The organism is Propionivibrio sp. (genome assembly GCF_016790145.1).
Taxonomy (GTDB): domain Bacteria; phylum Pseudomonadota; class Gammaproteobacteria; order Burkholderiales; family Rhodocyclaceae; genus Propionivibrio.
In genome coordinates this window covers 1-15,986 of record NZ_JAEUOI010000186.1, presented here as the reverse complement: position 1 = coordinate 15,986, position 15,986 = coordinate 1, and the positions used below count along the sequence as shown (strand labels likewise).

Below are 15,986 nucleotides of genomic sequence, written 5' to 3'. Positions count from 1 at the left end.
AACAACCTCAACCAAAAATCGCTGTGCCATTACCCGTCAAGCCACTTTCACCAAGCGTCGTGTAGTGCCGACCTTCTGATTCGACTTCTATGTATTTCAATCACTTAGCCGTTCCGACCCCCGCGAATAGCGGAAGTCGGGTTAGTTCCAAACCGTTACAAGCTATTCCAACAAACCGGAGCAATTTCCAAGTGAAAGCGAAAAAGCTGCACTAAAGACAGTTTGAAGTGCAGAATTTTGGGGGCCAAAAGACGAAATAAACCTCTTCTGAACGGTACAGTTCAGTCCCGTCAAAAACTTGGGAGGTCAAGAGGTTTTGCCCGGAACCCCTTGTGGCAAGGGGTTTCAGCGATTTGGTACGCCAACTTAAGACAGTTCGCGTGGGCGTACCTTGCTGTTACTGGCGGAGACGGAGGGATTCGAACCCTCGATTCAGGTTTTGCCCGAATGCTCCCTTAGCAGGGGAGTGCCTTCGACCTCTCGGCCACGTCTCCAGAAGGGCGCGATAATAGCCTTTTCACCACGCTCGGTCAAACCAAAAGCATGATCAATCCGCCTTTTCGAGTCCGAATGCCTTATGCAGGACACGAACGGCCAGTTCGAGGTACTTTTCCTCGATGACCACCGAAATCTTGATTTCCGAGGTCGAAATCATCTGGATGTTAATCCCCTCGGCACCCAATGCGTTGAACATCTTGCTGGCAATCCCTGGATGGGACCGCATGCCGACACCGACCGCCGAAACCTTGCAGGTCTTGTTGTCACCGGCCACGCCACGGGCATTCATCCTGGTGGCGGTTTCCTTGAGCACCTCAAGCGCCCTGTTGTAATCAGCACGGTTGACGGTGAATGAAAAATCGGTGCTGCCGTCATGACCAACGTTCTGGATAATCATGTCGACGTCAATATTGGCATCGGCAATCGGACCAAGGATCTGGTAGGCGATGCCGGGGCGATCAGGAACGCCGAGAATGGTAAGCTTGGCCTCATCGCGATTGAAGGCGATTCCGGAGATGATCGGTTGTTCCATGGTCTTGTCTTCCTCAACAGTGATCAGGGTGCCTTCGCCTTCATCCTCGAAGCTGGAAAGCACCCGCAATTTGACTTTGTATTTGCCGGCAAACTCGACCGAGCGGATTTGCAATACCTTTGAGCCCAGACTGGCCATTTCCAGCATTTCCTCAAAGGTAATGGTGTCGAGCTTTCGCGCCTCCGGGACAACGCGCGGATCGGTGGTGTAGACACCGTCAACGTCCGTATAGATCTGGCATTCGTCTGCCTTCAATGCCGCTGCCAGCGCAACCGCCGAAGTGTCGGAGCCGCCACGGCCAAGGGTGGTGATGTTGCCATTCTCGTCGGCGCCCTGGAAACCGGCAACGACAACGACATGGCCTTCGGCCAGATCCCTGCGGATTCTCTCATCGTCAATCTGCAGAATACGCGCTTTGGTGAAGGTGCTGTCGGTCAGCACGCGCACCTGTGCGCCCGTGTAACTCTTCGCCTGCAGGCCTTCCTCGTGCATGGCCATGGCCAGCAGGGCGATGGTCACCTGCTCGCCGGTCGAGGCGATGACATCGAGCTCACGCGGGTCGGGGTTGGCAGAAATCTCCCTGGCCAGCCCGATCAGGCGATTGGTCTCGCCGGACATGGCTGAGGGAACCACAATGATGTCATGTCCCTGGGCTTTCCAGCGCGCCACCCGTTTGGCCACGTTTTTGATACGGTCTGTCGTTGCAACCGACGTGCCGCCGAATTTCTGAACTATCAGCGCCATTCACAATCCAATTTTTTACGAAAGGTCGCGATTCTACCCCAATGTCGATTTGAAGCGTTAGGGAGAATCTTTTTTTAACTGAATCCCTGTTAGTCACATGGTCTTTTAAAATGCTACTTGCAATTCATTATGTACGTGTTCTATACTTCTATCGCTATGACAAAAGTCAGATGCGCAGGATCATCCACCGGGGGCGTCAGAACCTCGAGTTAATTACAGCAGGCTAGCCACACGAAAGGATCAACATGAACAGCACGAAAACCACCGACAAATCCGATCCCCGCGACATACGTCGCAAGCTTGGTTTGAATCAGCAACAATTCTGGTCGAAAATCGGCGTCACGCAAAGCGGCGGTTCACGCTACGAAAGTGGTCGCAACATGCCGCGCCCGGTACGCGAGTTGCTACGCCTGGTGCACGTCGAGCAGATCGACATTCAGCGCCTCAAGCGCGAGGACATGGACGTCATCGAGTACTTGAAGAGTGATGAATCTGAACTCTTCAAGACCTTGAAGAAGTCTGCCAAGAGCAAAAAAAAGGCAGCCTGATTTCTGGGTCGATTCGTAGTTGGCAACAACCTCGGAGCGAGCGAGGAGATGCATCGTGCCAATGGCTGGAAGAATTGCTGCACCAGCTTTGTAATTCTTCCCGCATCAGTTTGCATTGAAGGGCGTGCCAACCCGTTAGGGTGCATGCCCTTTCACTTTCCCTTGGGCAACTCAATGAGTTCAGGATAGGCCGTCCGTTAATGCTTGCACGCTTCGTCGCCATCGATCACTATTCAGCTGGCCTGTACCAGGTTGCCAACTCGGCGAAATGCAACAGCGACTACCTGACCGTCTCAGGCACCTTGCGGATGCCATTGACACGCTCGATACCGGCCTCGGTTGTGCAATCAAGCTTGAACCACAGATACGGTACCAGGCGGCAGTACACACTTCATTCCCGCGCTGTAACGGCGATGTTCGCTGACGTTCAGCAGGCCTGGCAGAATCCACCTCTCCCTGCGCCAGAGAAGCCATGAACAGGCGCCCTGCCTGGCAATGATATAATCATGTTTCGCATCTTCTCCCAAGATTTTTTCTATGCTTGTCACCCGCCGCCTCGAGTTTGATGCTGGACATCGGATTCCTGACCATAAAAGCCAGTGCCGTCATCTTCATGGTCATCGCTATGCGCTGGAAATCTCACTGTCCGGAAACATTATCATGCAGGCTGGTGATCCAGCCGACGGCATGGTGATGGATTTCTCTGAAATAAAATCACTGGCGCAACAGCATCTGGTCGACCATTGGGATCATTCCTTTCTGGTCTATGCCGGCGATACGCCGGTTGTCGAGTTTCTGAAAACCATACCAAACCACAAGACCGTGCTGCTCGACTGCATCCCGACAGCCGAAAATCTTGCAGAGCAAGCATTCAGAATCCTCGATACGATTTTTCGTGATGCCTACGGAAATCACTTGCGTCTTCAGCGGATACGCCTCTACGAAACTCCCAACTGCTGGGCGGACGCGGTCCGAGAATTGATTCGGGACGGGTGAAAGAGACGCCCGAATCGCGTAGAATCAACCGGCAAGACCGTGAAAGAGACTCGAAGCAAAACGATCCGGGATGATTTGGTGCCCCGCGCGGAATCGAATACTAGCCTCTATCTATTGCCATTCAAGGGTTTTATTTTCTCAAGTTTGAAATGTACCCCCAAAAGTACCCCCAAGTAACGTCGGCTTGAGATAGACCGCTGTGGACTGTATCGGACAATTTACGCTAGCCCCACCCCTAGAATAGTACCCTATAGCAACCCTTCGAAATTTCAAGTAGTGAAATTCCAAGTACCACGGCAATCGCTTACGCAGTAGTCATAAGTTGGGCAAATTCATAGTCGAGGAGTGAGCCCGAGAAGAGAAACGCGGTAGTCTGGGCGACGATCGGCGAGTTTGCAGCGGCGGCGTAGGCTGCGTTCAGGATGGAGTGTGTCATTGCGCAAGGCGGAGAGCGCAAACTTGCGGATGGCGGACAAGTTGCGCGCGGCATGGCCTTTCCTCACCCGGCAGTGATCTTCGCGAAAGGTCACGTCAAGGACCCAGTGCATGGCCTCAACACCCCAGTGAGCCCGGGCGGCATGCGCAAACTGCTCAACCGTTTTCACCCCGGAACTGGTAATGAAGTAGCGACGCCGACACTGATCTTGTCTTTGATTTCCTGCTCAGACTCGATCATGCCGACGGCGCCCAGTTTCTTCCAGGCCTCTCGCATGTGCCTGTCCATCCAGGACACGTCGGCAACCCATACAGCCCGCCGTGTTTCGAGGCGACCATGGTCCTTGTCGACCCAGACTCGCTTTTGCACATCGATGTTGCGAAAGTCAAACGCCTCGGCGGTCGCGAAGAACTCAACGACGGCCTCCGACAGATTCTTCTGGTTGTCCTTCACCGCCAAGACGTAGTCCCCTCCCTGAGCAACGATTTTCTCGGCAACCTCCGTCTGGCACCCCAAGGCGTCGAGGGTTACGATACATCCCTTGAGTACCAAGGTTTCCAGCAGGGCCTTGATGGCCGCCAGTTCATTGCCCTTGCCGGCCGATCCCTCTTGTCCCAGCGATACGCCACGTTCTGTCGCGTAGGCGCTAACCATGTGCAACGCCGTATTCGGCCCATCCTTCGATCCACGCACCGTCTTGCCGTCGAAGGCCACGACGCCTTTGGCCACGCCAACCAGGCTGGCAATCCACTGCCGAAAGCAGTTCTCGAATACCTTGGCATCCAAGATCCGAAACACTTCGCCAAACATGTCGTGAGGGCGTGACCTTCGCCAGCACCAGGAAGGTCTTCAGCCACCCTTCCTCTTCTTCGCACCAGTTCGCGACATCGACCCAATAGTCACAGCCGCACAGTACCGCACAGATCGTCATGACGATCATTTCCTTCAGATCGTACCGTACCGCCGGCCCCCGACGTTGATCCTTGACCTGTGCAAACGCCTCCATCAGTGTCATCTTCCACCCCCGATAAAAATCGAGAGTAGAGGCTATTTTGACGCTGTTTACAAGCCTATGTCATAAGTTTTTGACTGTAAACGAATTTTTCCTTGGGTTTACGACATCTGCGTAAGCGATTGCCGTGCCCTATCGACCCATGCCTGCCTGATGACAAATTCATGTGCTATGACAGCTTGCTGATCTTCGAGCTGCCGCTCGAAGCCACTGGTCGAACAATCAAGCTCACTCAAAACAAAGTGTGCCCGACATCTCCCGCTCAAGAATTTGCGCCCCGTTTAGAAATTTGTACGCAACGCCCCTGGAGTTGTGCCGAACCAGCGGCGACAGGCGCGGCTGAGCGATCGCTGTTCGCTGTAGCCGAGCAGAATTGCCACTTCAGATAAGGGCAACGCAGCTTGTGCCAGGAACTCACGCGCCTGTTTCCGGCGGACGCGATCAAGAATGTCCATGAAGCGAATCTGCTGTGCATCGAGCCGTCGCTGCAAGGTTCGTTCGTTCATCGCCAATTGCCGTGCGATATCGGCGAGGGTGCAGCCGCCGTCGGCCAGTTGTCGAGCGATCAACTCCTCAATTTGGCAGGTCAGATCGAGCGGATTGCGTTTGATCAGGTGCGCTACAAAACGCTCGATGGCAGACTGGATGTTTGGGTTTGCGGTATCGAGCGCTCGGTCGAGAAGCGCTTGGGGAAATATCACTCCATGACCTGCCTGCTGGCACGCCACTTCACAATTGAAAACTTCCCTGTAGCGCGGTAGCGGTAAACCCGGCCGATGCGCAAACACCACCCGCCAGTCAGCCCCCGGATCGCCACTGAGCATGCGTAGCGTCTGGATCAGCATCAGGCAGCACATCTCCACCGACTGGTGCTGCGCTCCGCAAATTTCGGCAGGCAATTCATAACGAACCCATGCGAGCCCCTCGGCGGGGCCGGCCTGCATCCGCAGCGAGGTACGTGCCACGTGGTACGGCAGATTGCGCGCGATCGCCACCAGCGCATTGCCCACAGTGTCGGCACGACTGGCGACCAGTGCGATGGGGCCGAGGGCCGAAAAATCCTGGCGTTGCGCCAGGAGCAGGCCAAAATCCGGGGTGGCAAGCTGTGATGCCGCGTTCTCAAGCAAGGCTACGGTCGCCGTCATGCTGATCGTCGCTTCCGGCTGCAAAAGCGCTTCTGTCGTCAGTCCAACGCCTCCGAGCAAATCTTCGACATCGCCGTGAAGATCGCGGACCAGTTCGGCAAAGCCGGTCAGAACACGGGCACGTACCAGTAGTGAAGGAATGTTGTTCATGCCGCCATGATCATTTGTGTGTCGCAAAATGTCTACACATTGTCGTCAATTGTCCTAGGGTATATGCCTTTCTACCTACATTATCAGAATCAGTTGTGAGCATGTGCCGATCAAGTACTTAAATTGCTGTAAATCGGGCGGCTGGGCAGGCACCGCTTCGGATCGAATAGTGTTGTCAAGCTGGCGAACCATGGAGAGAACGGGCAAGGGAGGAAATAGACGCGTTGAAAAAGATAATCGTTCTCGCTGCGGTTGCCGAAGCCGCGACCGGGACGGCGTTGCTGATGGCTCCGTCGCTGGTCGGGCAATTGTTGCTCGGCACCGAATTGACCGGCGTCGCCGAGGCCGTGGCGCGCGTGACCGGCATCGCCCTGGTTGCCTTGGCGGTCGCCTGCTGGCCGGGCACGCCGCTGCTCGGCATGTTGGCCTACAGCGCGGCCATCACGCTGTATCTCGCCTACCTCGGCTTCACGGGAGGTTTTATCGGCATACTGCTGTGGCCGGCAGTCGCTCTTCATCTGATCCTGACGGTGCTCCTGGCTTATTGAGAGGCCAGTCGGGGTCGGTTTCGTCGACCCATGCTGGAACAACGGGTTCTCTGGATAACTCGGGGTGATTCAAATGAAATTCCGCGTACAAACAATGGTTACTTGCTGTCGTTGAATAGGAGGAATGCCATGAAAGCACGTCTGTTGATGTTGGCTACAGCCCTTTGTATCGCATCACCGCTGGCGACTGCCGAGGGTTCCTGGGATCCGCTGAAGGATGTCGAGAAAATCCTGCCCGGCGGACCACCGCACGAAAGCCAGGTCATCCAGGCGCGGCACCAGATCAGGGAAATGGCACAGGATGCATTGGCTACCCTGTACGAAATCCAGCCGGGCGCGCGACGAGCCATCGAAAGTTCCGCGGGCTACGCGGTATTCAGCACCTTCGGGATCAAGCTCTTTTTTGCCGGTGGCACGACCGGCAAAGGGATGGTCGTCAACCGGAGCACCAGCCGCCAGACCTTCATGAAAATGGCACAGGTGCAAGGCGGACTGGGATTCGGAGTGGACAAGGATCGCCTGATCTTTGTCTTTGCCAACGACGAGGCACTACGCAACTTCATCGATCAGGGCTGGGAGTTCGGTGCCCAGACTAATGTTTCTGCCATGATCGGTGGCCAGGGCGGCATGTTTTCTGGTGCTGCCTCGGTGGCACCCGGCCTCTACCTGTACCAGATAACCAAGACCGGGCTGTCCGCAACGCTCACCGTCTCGGGAACAAAGTTTTTCAAGGATTCCGACCTCAACTGATTAGCGGCGTCCGGGATCTCTGAATGTAACTGCAACATAGCCTAGACAAAAATTGAAAAGGAGTTGATCATGCTTTCTAAAATCGTTCTTCCGGCAGTACTGGTGGTTTTTCTCGGTGGCTGCGTCAGCCAGGGCACCTACAACCAGGAAGTGCAGCAGGCCGATATACTGACGGCGCAGAACAAGACCTACCAGGCGCTCACGGCCCAGTTGCAGAGCGAGATCAAGGCCGATGAAGTGCGCATCAAACAGTTGCAGGGACAGCTTACGGTGACGCTGATCGACGAAATCCTCTTCGCTTCGGGCAGTGCCGAAATGCATGCCAAGGGGCGGAATACGCTGGAAAAGATTGTCGGCACGCTGCAGGGCGTCACCGACAAGCGCATCGTCGTCCGTGGCTATACCGACAACGAGCCGATCGGCCCGGCCCTGCGCGCGCGTTACCCGAGCAACTGGGAGCTGTCGACCGCGCGCTCCAGCGATGTCGTCCGCTTCCTGCAGGCCAAGGGTATCGACCCGAAGCGGCTTGAGGCTGCCGGCTACGGCGAATATCAACCGGTCGCCCCCAATACGACCCCCGCCGGTCGCAAGGAAAACCGCCGCATCGAAATCGTCCTCACCGACATGAAATTCTGATTGACGTGCTTACCGAAGCCAAGGAGTTCATCATGACCAAGAAATTCACGCTACTTGCCGCCCTGGCCGCGACGCTGGTTGCCAGCAGCGCGTACGCGCAATACCCGATCATGGATCGCGTCGCCGGCAAAGTGATCGAGAAGTACCAGAACTCATCATGCCAGCAGCTATGGCAGGAAAAAGCCAAAGGCCAGGGCCAGCCGAAGCCGGAAATGGAACAGCGCGCCATTCAACAGTTGCAGCAGGATCCGCAGATGCGCCAGGCGTTCTTCAACCAGGTCGCGGCGCCCATCGTCAACAAGATGTTCGAATGCGGGATGATTCCATGAACCTGGCACACAAGGATTTGATGCGCAAAACGGGTATCGCCGTGGCCCTGAGTCTTCTGGCCATGACCGGCGTCAGCGCCGAGACGGCGCAAACCGGCGGCAAGCCGGCCAAGCCGGCGGTCAAGAAGAAGGCGCCGCCGGTCGACAAGCCGGCGCTGGAAGCGCGCGCGATAGATCTGCTCAAGGCGACCAGCGCGCGGCTGGCGGCGGCGAAGTCTATGTCCTTCACAGCCACGGTCAGCTACGAGCATCCGAGCCGCCTCGGCCCGCCGCTCGTTTTCACGTCGCGCTACGAGGTCGCCATGCAGCGTCCGGAAAGGCTCCGGGTCATCAATCTGGGCGACGGACCCGCTTCCGAGTTTTATCTCGACGGCAAGACGATGGCCGCCTTTGCCCCGGCCGAAAACCTGGTTGCCATCGCCGAGGCGCCGCCGACCCTTGAGGCAGCGCTGAAGATGGCCTACGAGAAGGCGGCGATTTACTTCCCGTTCACCGACCTGCTGCTGCCCGACCCTTACGCGGGGATCGCCGACGGCACCAAGCTTGCGTTCTACGTTGGCCCGTCGGGCCTGGTCGGCGGCGTCAAGACCGATATGGTCGCCTGGGCCAACGACGACGTCTTCATGCAAATGTGGATTGGTGTCGACGACAAGCTGCCGCGCCGCATCCGCGCCGTCTTCCGTGCCGACCCGCTGCGCCTGCGCCACGACATGGAGCTTGCCAACTGGCAGCTCGATCCGGTAATTGCCGCCGAGTCCTTCGCCACGGCAAAGGCGAAGGATGCCCGGCGTATCGACTTCGCCCATCCCGCCGCTTCTAGCTTGCCGCCCGGCGTCAAGCCGGTGGCGAAGTCGCTCAAGCCGGCAAGCAAGTCCCAATGAAAACGGAGGCGAAATGAAAAAGTCACTTGTCGGAATGTCGATCCTGCTGATCGGCACCCTGTGTTCTTCGCAGGCCATGGCGTGGGCCAGCGCCAACCGCTTCGGCGGTTCGACCGAGCACGTTCCCGGGGCCACCGAGCACACCAATCGCTACGGTGGCAGTTCTGAGCATGCCTATGGTGAGGGCAGCGAACATACCAATGCCTATGGCGGCAGCACGGCGCACGCCTGGGGTGGCGGCACCGAGCATACCTATCCGGGCGGCGCGACGGCCTACCGGCCGCCTGCCTACCCGGCGCAGCCGATCTATCATCCGCCGGTCGCAGTACCGGCCTATGCGGCGGGCTGTTACGGCTGCGCCGCGGCCGCCGGCGCGGTGGTCGGCATGGCAGCCGGCGCGGCTGTGGCGTCGGCACATACGGCGGCGGCTACTTCAAACGCCTACGCGGCCGGCGTGGCTGCGGGTGCAGCCAGTGCAGCGCCGGTTTACGCGATGGGCGTCAACTACGCAGCCATCCCGGCCGGGTGCGCGACACCGATTGTACGCGGCACGTCGTATTATCTGTGCGGCAGCACCTGGTTCAAACCGATGTACGGTGCCAACGGGGTCTATTACCGCGTGGTGCCGACGCCGTAGGCAAGTACCACAACCTGATCGTAACGGAGACAACATCATGAAGACGCGCCTGTCCGCAGCCAGCCTGGCCATCGTCGCGCTGGTAACGCTCGCCGCCTGCGAGCAGAAGACCTCCGAGGCCCCGGCGAAGAAGGTCGAAGCGCCGGTGCCGGCCGCATCCGCGCCAGCATCGGCCCAGCCGGTGGCGGCGCTGGCGGCCGACGCCGCACCGCAGCCCAACCCCGAGCGCAACGCCTACTACGGCGAGACGCACCTGCACACCAGCTGGTCGGTCGACGCGTGGGTGATGGGCAACCGGATCACCGGCCCGGCCGACGCCTACAAGTACGCGCAGGGCGAGACCATCAAGCACCCGATGGGCTTCGACATCAAGATCGACACGCCGATGGACTTCATGGGCGTGACCGACCATTCGGAATACGTCGGCGTCACTCGGGAGGCCAACACACCGGGCTCCTACGTGAGCAAGCTGCCCGAGGCGCAGCCGATGATCATGAAGGACCCGAACAGCAAGGAAGAGCAGAACCGCGTCTTCTCCTACCTGCTCAAGCTCAACTCGGGCGCGCCGGTGAAGGCGCTGATGGACCCGAAGATCACCTCCACGGTGTGGAAGGAAGGCGTCAAGCTCGCCGACGAGGCCAACAAGCCCGGCAAGTTCACCGCGTTCTGCTCGTACGAGTGGACCTCGATGCCGGGCAACCGCAACCTGCACCGCAACGTCTTCTTCCGCGCCTGCGAGCACGTGCCGGACTATCCGTTCAGCTCGCTCGAATCCAACCGCCCGACCGACCTGTGGAACTGGATGGACGCGCAGCGCAAGGCCGGCAACGAGCTGCTCGCGATCTCGCACAACGCCAACGTCAGCGACGGCTGGATGTACCCGGTCGACATCGACAACACCACTGGGCGGCCGATCGACGCCGCCTGGGCCGAGGCGCGCATGCGCAACGAGCGCCTGGTCGAGATCAAGCAGGGCAAGGGGCAGTCGGAGACGCACCCGCTGCTGTCCCCGAACGACGAGTTCGCCAGCTACGAGCTGTTCCAGGCGATCCTGGGCCTGCCGGCCGACGGCGGCCGCGTCGACCACATCACCGGCAGCTTCGCGCGACAGGCGCTGAAGGACGGCATCGCGATGCAGGACACGCGCGGCTACAACCCGTACAAGTTCGGCATGGCCGGCGGCTCGGACTCGCACAACTCCGCCAGCCCGTACCGCCAGGACAACTTCTTCGGCCTGCATGCCGATGCCGACGGGTCGATCGAACGCCGCTTTGCCGGCGTGCTGATCGGCGGCACGATGGACGTGCGGCTGGAAAATCCCGGCGGGCTGACGGGCGTCTGGGCCGAGGAGAACACGCGCGCCTCGATCTGGGACGCGATGTACCGCAAGGAGACCTTCGGCGTCAGCGGCCCGCACATCAAGCTGCGCTTCTTCGGCGGCTGGGGCTACACCAAGGACGTCGCCGACGCCAGGGACTGGGTCAAGCAGGCCTACGCCAGCGGCGTGCCGATGGGCGCCGACCTGCCGGCGATGCCCACCGGTGGCAAGGGCACGGCGCCGAGCTTCGTCGTCTGGGCGGCGAAGGACCCGAGCTCGGCCCATCTCGACCGCATCCAGGTCGTCAAGGGCTGGACACAGAACGGCCAGAGCTTCGAGAAGATCTACGACGTCGCCTGGTCGGGCGACCGCAAGCGCGACAAGTGGACGCACCGCGTGCCGGCGATCCAGAGCACGGTGGACCTCGACAAGGCCACCTACAGCAACAGCCTCGGCGCGGCCGAGCTCAAGACGGTGTGGACCGACCCCGACTTCGACGCCAGCCAGCACGCGTTCTACTACGCCCGCGCAATCGAGATCCCGACGCCGCGCTGGACGCTGATCCAGGCCGTGAAGTCCGGCCTTCCGCCGCCCGACATCGTGCCGCTGACCGGGCAGGAACGTGCCTGGAGCTCGCCGATCTGGTACGCGCCGTCGGCCGAGGCGCGCAAGGCCGCGCCGCCGGGGATGACCGTCACCGAGCTGAAGAAGAAGGGGGCCAGCGAGCTGAACGACGCGCAGCTCAAGGCGCTCGTCGTCGGCAAGGCAGTCTGGGTTCAGAACAACGTGACGGGTGAGCAGGTCTGGCAGCCCTTCACGGCCGAGGGCCAGACGACCGTCTTCCGAGTGGGAACAAGCGCCGTGGTGCCGAGCGCCGTAGGCAGCGTCGAGCGCGACGGCTATCAGGGAACCACCGGCCCCTACAGAATCGAGGGCGGCAAGCTCGTGATCCCCGTGTCGCAGCACCCGTACGCGGTCACGCTCTACAAGCTCGGCAACACCTACTACGCGGCGCGCAGCAACGAGTTCGGCTACGCCAACTACGAGATCGTCCCGGCGCCGCAGTTCGCGCTCAATCCGCTGATCTCGGTCGCCAACCAGTTCTCGATCGAACTCGGGCTGACCGAGCAGCAAAAGCAGCAGATCATCCCGATCCTGAAGGACGAGCTGAACCAGCTCGGCGCGCTGAAAAAGGACGCCTCGCTCAGCGGCGTGGACAAGTTGAAGCGGCTGCGCGAACTCGGCGTCTCCTTCGACGACAAGCTCAAGCCGCTGCTCAACGCCGACCAGCAGCAGAAGTTCCAGGCGCTGCGCGAGGATCTGCGGCGGCGTCTGCTCGAGGCGGCGGCCGGAGAGGCGGCGGAGAAGCTCAAGACGGAGGTCTCTAGCTTCTTCCCCGGTGCGAAGAAGTAGCGCTGCAGCGGCTTAAAGGCCGAACTGGAGTGAGTCCGGTGACCCACGAACGGCGCTCGGCCCGGGCCTTGCTCGCCGCGGTGCTGCTGTGCGCGAGCGCCGCGGCCCCCGCCTGTCCGATCTGCCTGGGCGCGGGCCAGGACACCAAGGCCGAACAACTGGCGCATGCGCAGCAGGCGGTGCTGGCGGTGCCGACGGCCGATCCGAGCCGGTTCCGCGTCGTCGAAGTCCTGCGCGGCGAGCGGCCTTCGTCCGGCACGGTCGAAGGCGGCTATCCGCGCAGCGGGCCGGCGACGGACGCGAGCGTGTCCAAGGGCCAGTCGCTGCTGCTCGTTCGCAGCGACCCGTTACCCGGCTGGGTCGTGCTCGGCGCGGTAGGCACGCAGCATGCGGCCTGGTTGCGCAAGCTAGCCGTGGGCAGGCACGCCGACGAATTCGGCGCGCAGGAATGGCGCACGCGCATTGGCCTCGTCGTTCCCTATCTCGAGCATCGCCAACCCTTGGTGGCCGAGATCGCGTACGGCAACCTCGCCGCCGCACCTTACGCGGCGCTGCGGACGGCGAAACCGCGCCTGGATGCCCGCGCCGTCCGCGCCTGGCTGGCCGACCCCCAACTCGCCGGGCGACAGCGCCTGTACCTGCTGCTGCTCGGGATTGCCGGCGATTCGCAGGATGCCGCTGCGATCGGGCAGCGGCTGGAAGCGGCATGGCAGGCGCATGCCGCGACGAACCTGGCGTCGATGCTCGCCGCGGACCTCGAGCTGCGCGGCGCGGAACGCATGGCCTGGGTCGAGGAAAAATACCTGCGCGACCGCGCGCGCTCGGGCACGGAGATCGAGGCGGCGCTGCTCGCCCTCTCGGTGCACGGCACGGCGAACGGCGCGGTACCGCGCGAGCGCGTGATCCAGTCCTACCGGATGTTCATCAAGGAGCGCCCCGAGATTGCCGGCTACGTCGCCCCGGACCTCGGAGCGTGGCAGTACTGGGATGCGGTGCCGGAGTACGTCGCGCTGATGAAGCGGACCGACGTGCGGCAGCAGTTCCCGTCGCGGCTGGCGATTCTTGCTTATCTGCAGCAGAGCCCCTCGGCCGAGGTGCGCGAGTTCGCCCTGCGGACCCCGGCCCTGCCGGGAGCACGTCCATAAACCCGTCCCGCACCGTTCGGAGCCGGTGGCCTCGCATGCCGCGGTGCGTTAGCCGCTCGGGCGCGGCTCCGCCTGCATGGCAGCATCTGGTGTCGATCTTATGAAGCGCCTGTTGCGTGAACCTCTGATCCACTTCCTGCTGATCGGTGCGCTGCTGTTCGGCCTGTACGGCCTCACCCAGTCCGGACGGCCGGCGGCTGCGGGGGCGACGGACATCCGGCTCTCGCTCGACGATATCCGCCAACTGACGCTGCTGTTCCAGTCGCAGTGGCGCCGGCCGCCGACGCCGCAGGAGCTCGACCGCCTGGTCGAGAACAAGGTCCAGCAGGAGATTCTGTACCGCGAGGCGCTCGCGATGGGCCTGGACAAGGACGACGAGATCGTCAAGCGGCGCATGGCGCAGAAGATGCAATTCCTGGCCGAGGACGTGGCCGCAGCGCGCGAGCCGACGACTGCCGAGCTGCGGGCCTGGTTCGAGCAGAACAGCGCCAAGTTCGCCCGGCCGCCGCGGCTGAGTTTTCGCCACCTGTACTTCTCGACCGACCGGCGCGGCGGGCGCGCCCGCGACGATGCGGTGCAGGCGCTGGCCAGGCTCGCCGGCCAGCCGGTCGACACCAAGGCCGCGGGCGCGCTCGCCGACCCGTTCATGTTCCAGGACTATTACCGTGATCGCGCACCCGATTACCTCGCCAAGGAGTTCGGGCCGCCGTTCGCCGTGGCGGTGGCCAAGCTGGCGCCGGGTTCGTGGCAGGGGCCGGTCGAGTCCGGTTTCGGCTGGCACCTGGTGTTCGTCGACACCCTGACTCCCGGCGGCGTGCCGGCCTTCGAGGAGATCGAGCCCGACATCCGGACCGCGTGGCTCGGCGAGCAGAAGGCGCTGGCCTGGGACAAGGCGTACAAGGCGATGCGCGCCAGGTACACGGTGTGGCTGCCGGCGCCGCCCGAGGGCGCCGCGGCTGCGGCAGGTCCGGCGCCGGCGACTGGGCCCGCGCCGTCGGGCGCGGCGGTGAAGTGATGCGCCTGCGCCGTCTCGCGATCCTGTTCGCCGCGGCGCTGCTCGTCCTGCTCGCCGGGCTGCCGGCGGCGCACGCGCACGAGTCCCGCCCGGCCTACCTCGAGATCAAGGAAACCGCGCCCGGCCGCTACAGCATCCTCTGGCGCACGCCGGTGCTCGCCGGCATGCGCCTGCCGGTTGCGCTCAAGCTTCCCGAGGGCGTGCGCAATGTCGAGGAGCCCAGCGTCCAGGAACTGACCGACTCGCAGCTCGAACGACGCTCGATCGATGCCGGCCCGGACGGCCTTGCCGGCAAGCGCATCGAGTTCCCCGGCCTGCAGCTGACGATCACCGACGTGCTGGTGCGCATCGAGCGCCTCGACGGCACGCACTCGACCGAGATCGTGCGCCCGCAGCGGCCGTGGCTCGAGATCGCGGCGCCGCGCGGTGCCTGGGCCAGCGCACGGCTGTTCGTCGGCCAGGGCATCGAGCACATCCTGCTCGGCGTCGACCACCTGCTGTTCGTGCTCGGGCTGCTGGCGATCGTGCGCACGCCGTGGATGCTGGTCAAGACGATCACCGCCTTCACGCTGGCGCACAGCCTGACGCTCGCCGCCGCGACCTTCGGCGTCGCCAGCGTTCCGGCGGCGCCGCTGAACGTCGCCATTGCGCTGTCGATCCTGTTCCTCGGGCCCGAGATCGTGCGCGCGCGGCGCGGCGGCACGAGCTTCACGATCCGCCATCCGTGGGTGGTCGCGTTCGCCTTCGGCCTGCTGCACGGCTTCGGCTTCGCCAGCGGCCTGGCCGCGCTCGGCCTGCCCAAGGGCGAGATTCCGCTCGCGCTGCTCGCCTTCAACGTCGGCGTCGAGATCGGCCAGCTCGCCTTCGTCGCGCTGGTGCTGCTGCTGGTACGCGCGTTCACGGTCCTGCGCGTGCAGTGGCCGCGCCTGGCCGAACTCGCGCCAGCGTATATGGTAGGATCGCTCGGCGCTTTCTGGACGATCCAGCGGGCGGTGCTGATGATGGAGGGTGGATGATGGAATACAAGTCAAATGCAAAGCGCACGTGGTTGGCCGTGTCGGCGGCGATACTGAGCTCACCCGCGCTCGCGCATGTCGAACAAGGCCAGGCCGCGGGCCTGCTCGCGGGCCTCGCGCATCCGTTGTCCGGTCTCGACCATGTGCTGGCGATGGTCGCCGTCGGGCTGTGGGGCGCGCAGCTCGGCGCGCCGGCGATCTGGCTGCTGCCGCTGACCTTTCCGATCGTGATGGCGC

The 15,986-nt window shown here is 61.9% G+C and carries 16 protein-coding genes, 1 tRNA gene and 1 pseudogene; 13 read left to right on the top strand and 5 right to left on the bottom strand.

The features are described 5' to 3' along the window. Positions 1–401 precede the first annotated feature (401 nt). Positions 402–494, bottom strand: a tRNA-Ser gene (locus tag JNM42_RS15525). Between the two features lie 53 nt (positions 495–547). Continuing rightward, the gene (locus tag JNM42_RS15520; RefSeq protein ID WP_294272122.1) at positions 548–1,774 is read right to left on the bottom strand and encodes an aspartate kinase; all 1,227 of its coding nucleotides are present in this window, start codon (positions 1,772–1,774) and stop codon (positions 548–550) included. A gap of 245 nt (positions 1,775–2,019) precedes the next feature. Between JNM42_RS15520 and JNM42_RS15515 the strand changes: the two genes are divergently transcribed. Beyond that, positions 2,020–2,322, top strand: coding sequence for a transcriptional regulator (locus tag JNM42_RS15515; RefSeq protein WP_294272119.1), 303 nt, complete (start codon positions 2,020–2,022; stop codon positions 2,320–2,322). Positions 2,323–2,859: 537 nt separating this feature from the next. Beyond that, positions 2,860–3,318 (top strand): 6-carboxytetrahydropterin synthase QueD, encoded by a 459-nt coding sequence (gene queD, locus JNM42_RS15510; RefSeq protein WP_294272114.1) that lies wholly within the window; start codon positions 2,860–2,862, stop codon positions 3,316–3,318. 332 nt (positions 3,319–3,650) lie between these two features. Here queD and JNM42_RS15505 read toward each other — a convergent pair. From JNM42_RS15505 to JNM42_RS15500, 3 genes and pseudogenes are all read right to left on the bottom strand, one after another. Continuing rightward, positions 3,651–4,510: pseudogene (locus JNM42_RS15505) on the bottom strand (ISAs1 family transposase); the annotation flags it as partial. Continuing rightward, complete coding sequence (locus JNM42_RS19520) at positions 4,401–4,760, bottom strand: transposase family protein (RefSeq protein WP_366504463.1); 360 nt, start codon at positions 4,758–4,760, stop codon at positions 4,401–4,403. The pseudogene JNM42_RS15505 and the gene JNM42_RS19520, both read right to left, overlap by 110 nt. 287 nt (positions 4,761–5,047) lie before the next feature. Next, complete coding sequence (locus JNM42_RS15500) at positions 5,048–6,061, bottom strand: AraC family transcriptional regulator (protein ID WP_294272111.1); 1,014 nt, start codon at positions 6,059–6,061, stop codon at positions 5,048–5,050. Positions 6,062–6,285: 224 nt separating this feature from the next. Here JNM42_RS15500 and JNM42_RS15495 point away from each other — a divergent pair, with 224 nt between their 5' ends. From JNM42_RS15495 to JNM42_RS15445, 11 genes are all read left to right on the top strand, one after another. Beyond that, positions 6,286–6,609, top strand: a complete 324-nt coding sequence (locus JNM42_RS15495; RefSeq protein WP_294272108.1) for a hypothetical protein — start codon at positions 6,286–6,288, stop codon at positions 6,607–6,609. A 129-nt stretch (positions 6,610–6,738) separates the two neighbouring features. After that, positions 6,739–7,359 (top strand): YSC84-related protein, encoded by a 621-nt coding sequence (locus tag JNM42_RS15490; RefSeq protein WP_294272105.1) that lies wholly within the window; start codon positions 6,739–6,741, stop codon positions 7,357–7,359. 69 nt (positions 7,360–7,428) lie between these two features. Beyond that, entirely contained in the window at positions 7,429–7,995 is a 567-nt protein-coding gene (locus JNM42_RS15485; protein WP_294272102.1) for an OmpA family protein, read from the top strand. Between the two features lie 32 nt (positions 7,996–8,027). Next, the gene (locus tag JNM42_RS15480; RefSeq protein ID WP_294272100.1) at positions 8,028–8,324 is read left to right on the top strand and encodes a hypothetical protein; all 297 of its coding nucleotides are present in this window, start codon (positions 8,028–8,030) and stop codon (positions 8,322–8,324) included. Then, positions 8,321–9,205, top strand: coding sequence for a DUF2092 domain-containing protein (locus JNM42_RS15475; RefSeq protein WP_294272098.1), 885 nt, complete (start codon positions 8,321–8,323; stop codon positions 9,203–9,205). The genes JNM42_RS15480 and JNM42_RS15475 overlap by 4 nt, the downstream gene beginning before the upstream one ends. Positions 9,206–9,218: 13 nt before the next feature. Beyond that, entirely contained in the window at positions 9,219–9,842 is a 624-nt protein-coding gene (locus JNM42_RS15470) for a hypothetical protein (RefSeq protein ID WP_294272095.1), read from the top strand. Between the two features lie 37 nt (positions 9,843–9,879). After that, on the top strand, positions 9,880–12,573 hold the full coding sequence (locus JNM42_RS15465) for a DUF3604 domain-containing protein (protein WP_294272092.1): 2,694 nt from the start codon (positions 9,880–9,882) through the stop codon (positions 12,571–12,573). Between the two features lie 38 nt (positions 12,574–12,611). After that, complete coding sequence (locus tag JNM42_RS15460; RefSeq protein WP_294272089.1) at positions 12,612–13,718, top strand: hypothetical protein; 1,107 nt, start codon at positions 12,612–12,614, stop codon at positions 13,716–13,718. Positions 13,719–13,818: 100 nt separating this feature from the next. Beyond that, positions 13,819–14,733: a peptidylprolyl isomerase gene (locus JNM42_RS15455; RefSeq protein ID WP_294272087.1), complete on the top strand. Its 915-nt coding sequence runs from the start codon at positions 13,819–13,821 to the stop codon at positions 14,731–14,733. Further along, the gene (locus JNM42_RS15450) at positions 14,733–15,749 is read left to right on the top strand and encodes a HupE/UreJ family protein (RefSeq protein ID WP_294272083.1); all 1,017 of its coding nucleotides are present in this window, start codon (positions 14,733–14,735) and stop codon (positions 15,747–15,749) included. Before JNM42_RS15455 ends, JNM42_RS15450 begins: the two co-directional genes overlap by 1 nt. Further along, a partial coding sequence (locus JNM42_RS15445) for a HupE/UreJ family protein (RefSeq protein WP_294272081.1) occupies positions 15,746–15,986 on the top strand: 241 nt, incomplete at its 3' end. The genes JNM42_RS15450 and JNM42_RS15445, both read left to right, overlap by 4 nt.

Excerpts from the sequence above, each read along its gene's own strand:
- JNM42_RS15520 (WP_294272122.1), bottom strand. The coding sequence starts at position 1,774 with ATGGCGCTGATAGTTCAGAAATTCGGCGGCACGTCGGTTGCAACGACA.
- JNM42_RS15515 (WP_294272119.1), top strand. The coding sequence starts at position 2,020 with ATGAACAGCACGAAAACCACCGACAAATCCGATCCCCGCGACATACGT.
- queD (WP_294272114.1), top strand. The coding sequence starts at position 2,860 with ATGCTTGTCACCCGCCGCCTCGAGTTTGATGCTGGACATCGGATTCCT.
- JNM42_RS19520 (WP_366504463.1), bottom strand. The coding sequence starts at position 4,760 with ATGGAGGCGTTTGCACAGGTCAAGGATCAACGTCGGGGGCCGGCGGTA.
- JNM42_RS15500 (WP_294272111.1), bottom strand. The coding sequence starts at position 6,061 with ATGAACAACATTCCTTCACTACTGGTACGTGCCCGTGTTCTGACCGGC.
- JNM42_RS15490 (WP_294272105.1), top strand. The coding sequence starts at position 6,739 with ATGAAAGCACGTCTGTTGATGTTGGCTACAGCCCTTTGTATCGCATCA.
- JNM42_RS15485 (WP_294272102.1), top strand. The coding sequence starts at position 7,429 with ATGCTTTCTAAAATCGTTCTTCCGGCAGTACTGGTGGTTTTTCTCGGT.
- JNM42_RS15480 (WP_294272100.1), top strand. The coding sequence starts at position 8,028 with ATGACCAAGAAATTCACGCTACTTGCCGCCCTGGCCGCGACGCTGGTT.
- JNM42_RS15475 (WP_294272098.1), top strand. The coding sequence starts at position 8,321 with ATGAACCTGGCACACAAGGATTTGATGCGCAAAACGGGTATCGCCGTG.
- JNM42_RS15470 (WP_294272095.1), top strand. The coding sequence starts at position 9,219 with ATGAAAAAGTCACTTGTCGGAATGTCGATCCTGCTGATCGGCACCCTG.
- JNM42_RS15465 (WP_294272092.1), top strand. The coding sequence starts at position 9,880 with ATGAAGACGCGCCTGTCCGCAGCCAGCCTGGCCATCGTCGCGCTGGTA.
- JNM42_RS15455 (WP_294272087.1), top strand. The coding sequence starts at position 13,819 with ATGAAGCGCCTGTTGCGTGAACCTCTGATCCACTTCCTGCTGATCGGT.
- JNM42_RS15450 (WP_294272083.1), top strand. The coding sequence starts at position 14,733 with ATGCGCCTGCGCCGTCTCGCGATCCTGTTCGCCGCGGCGCTGCTCGTC.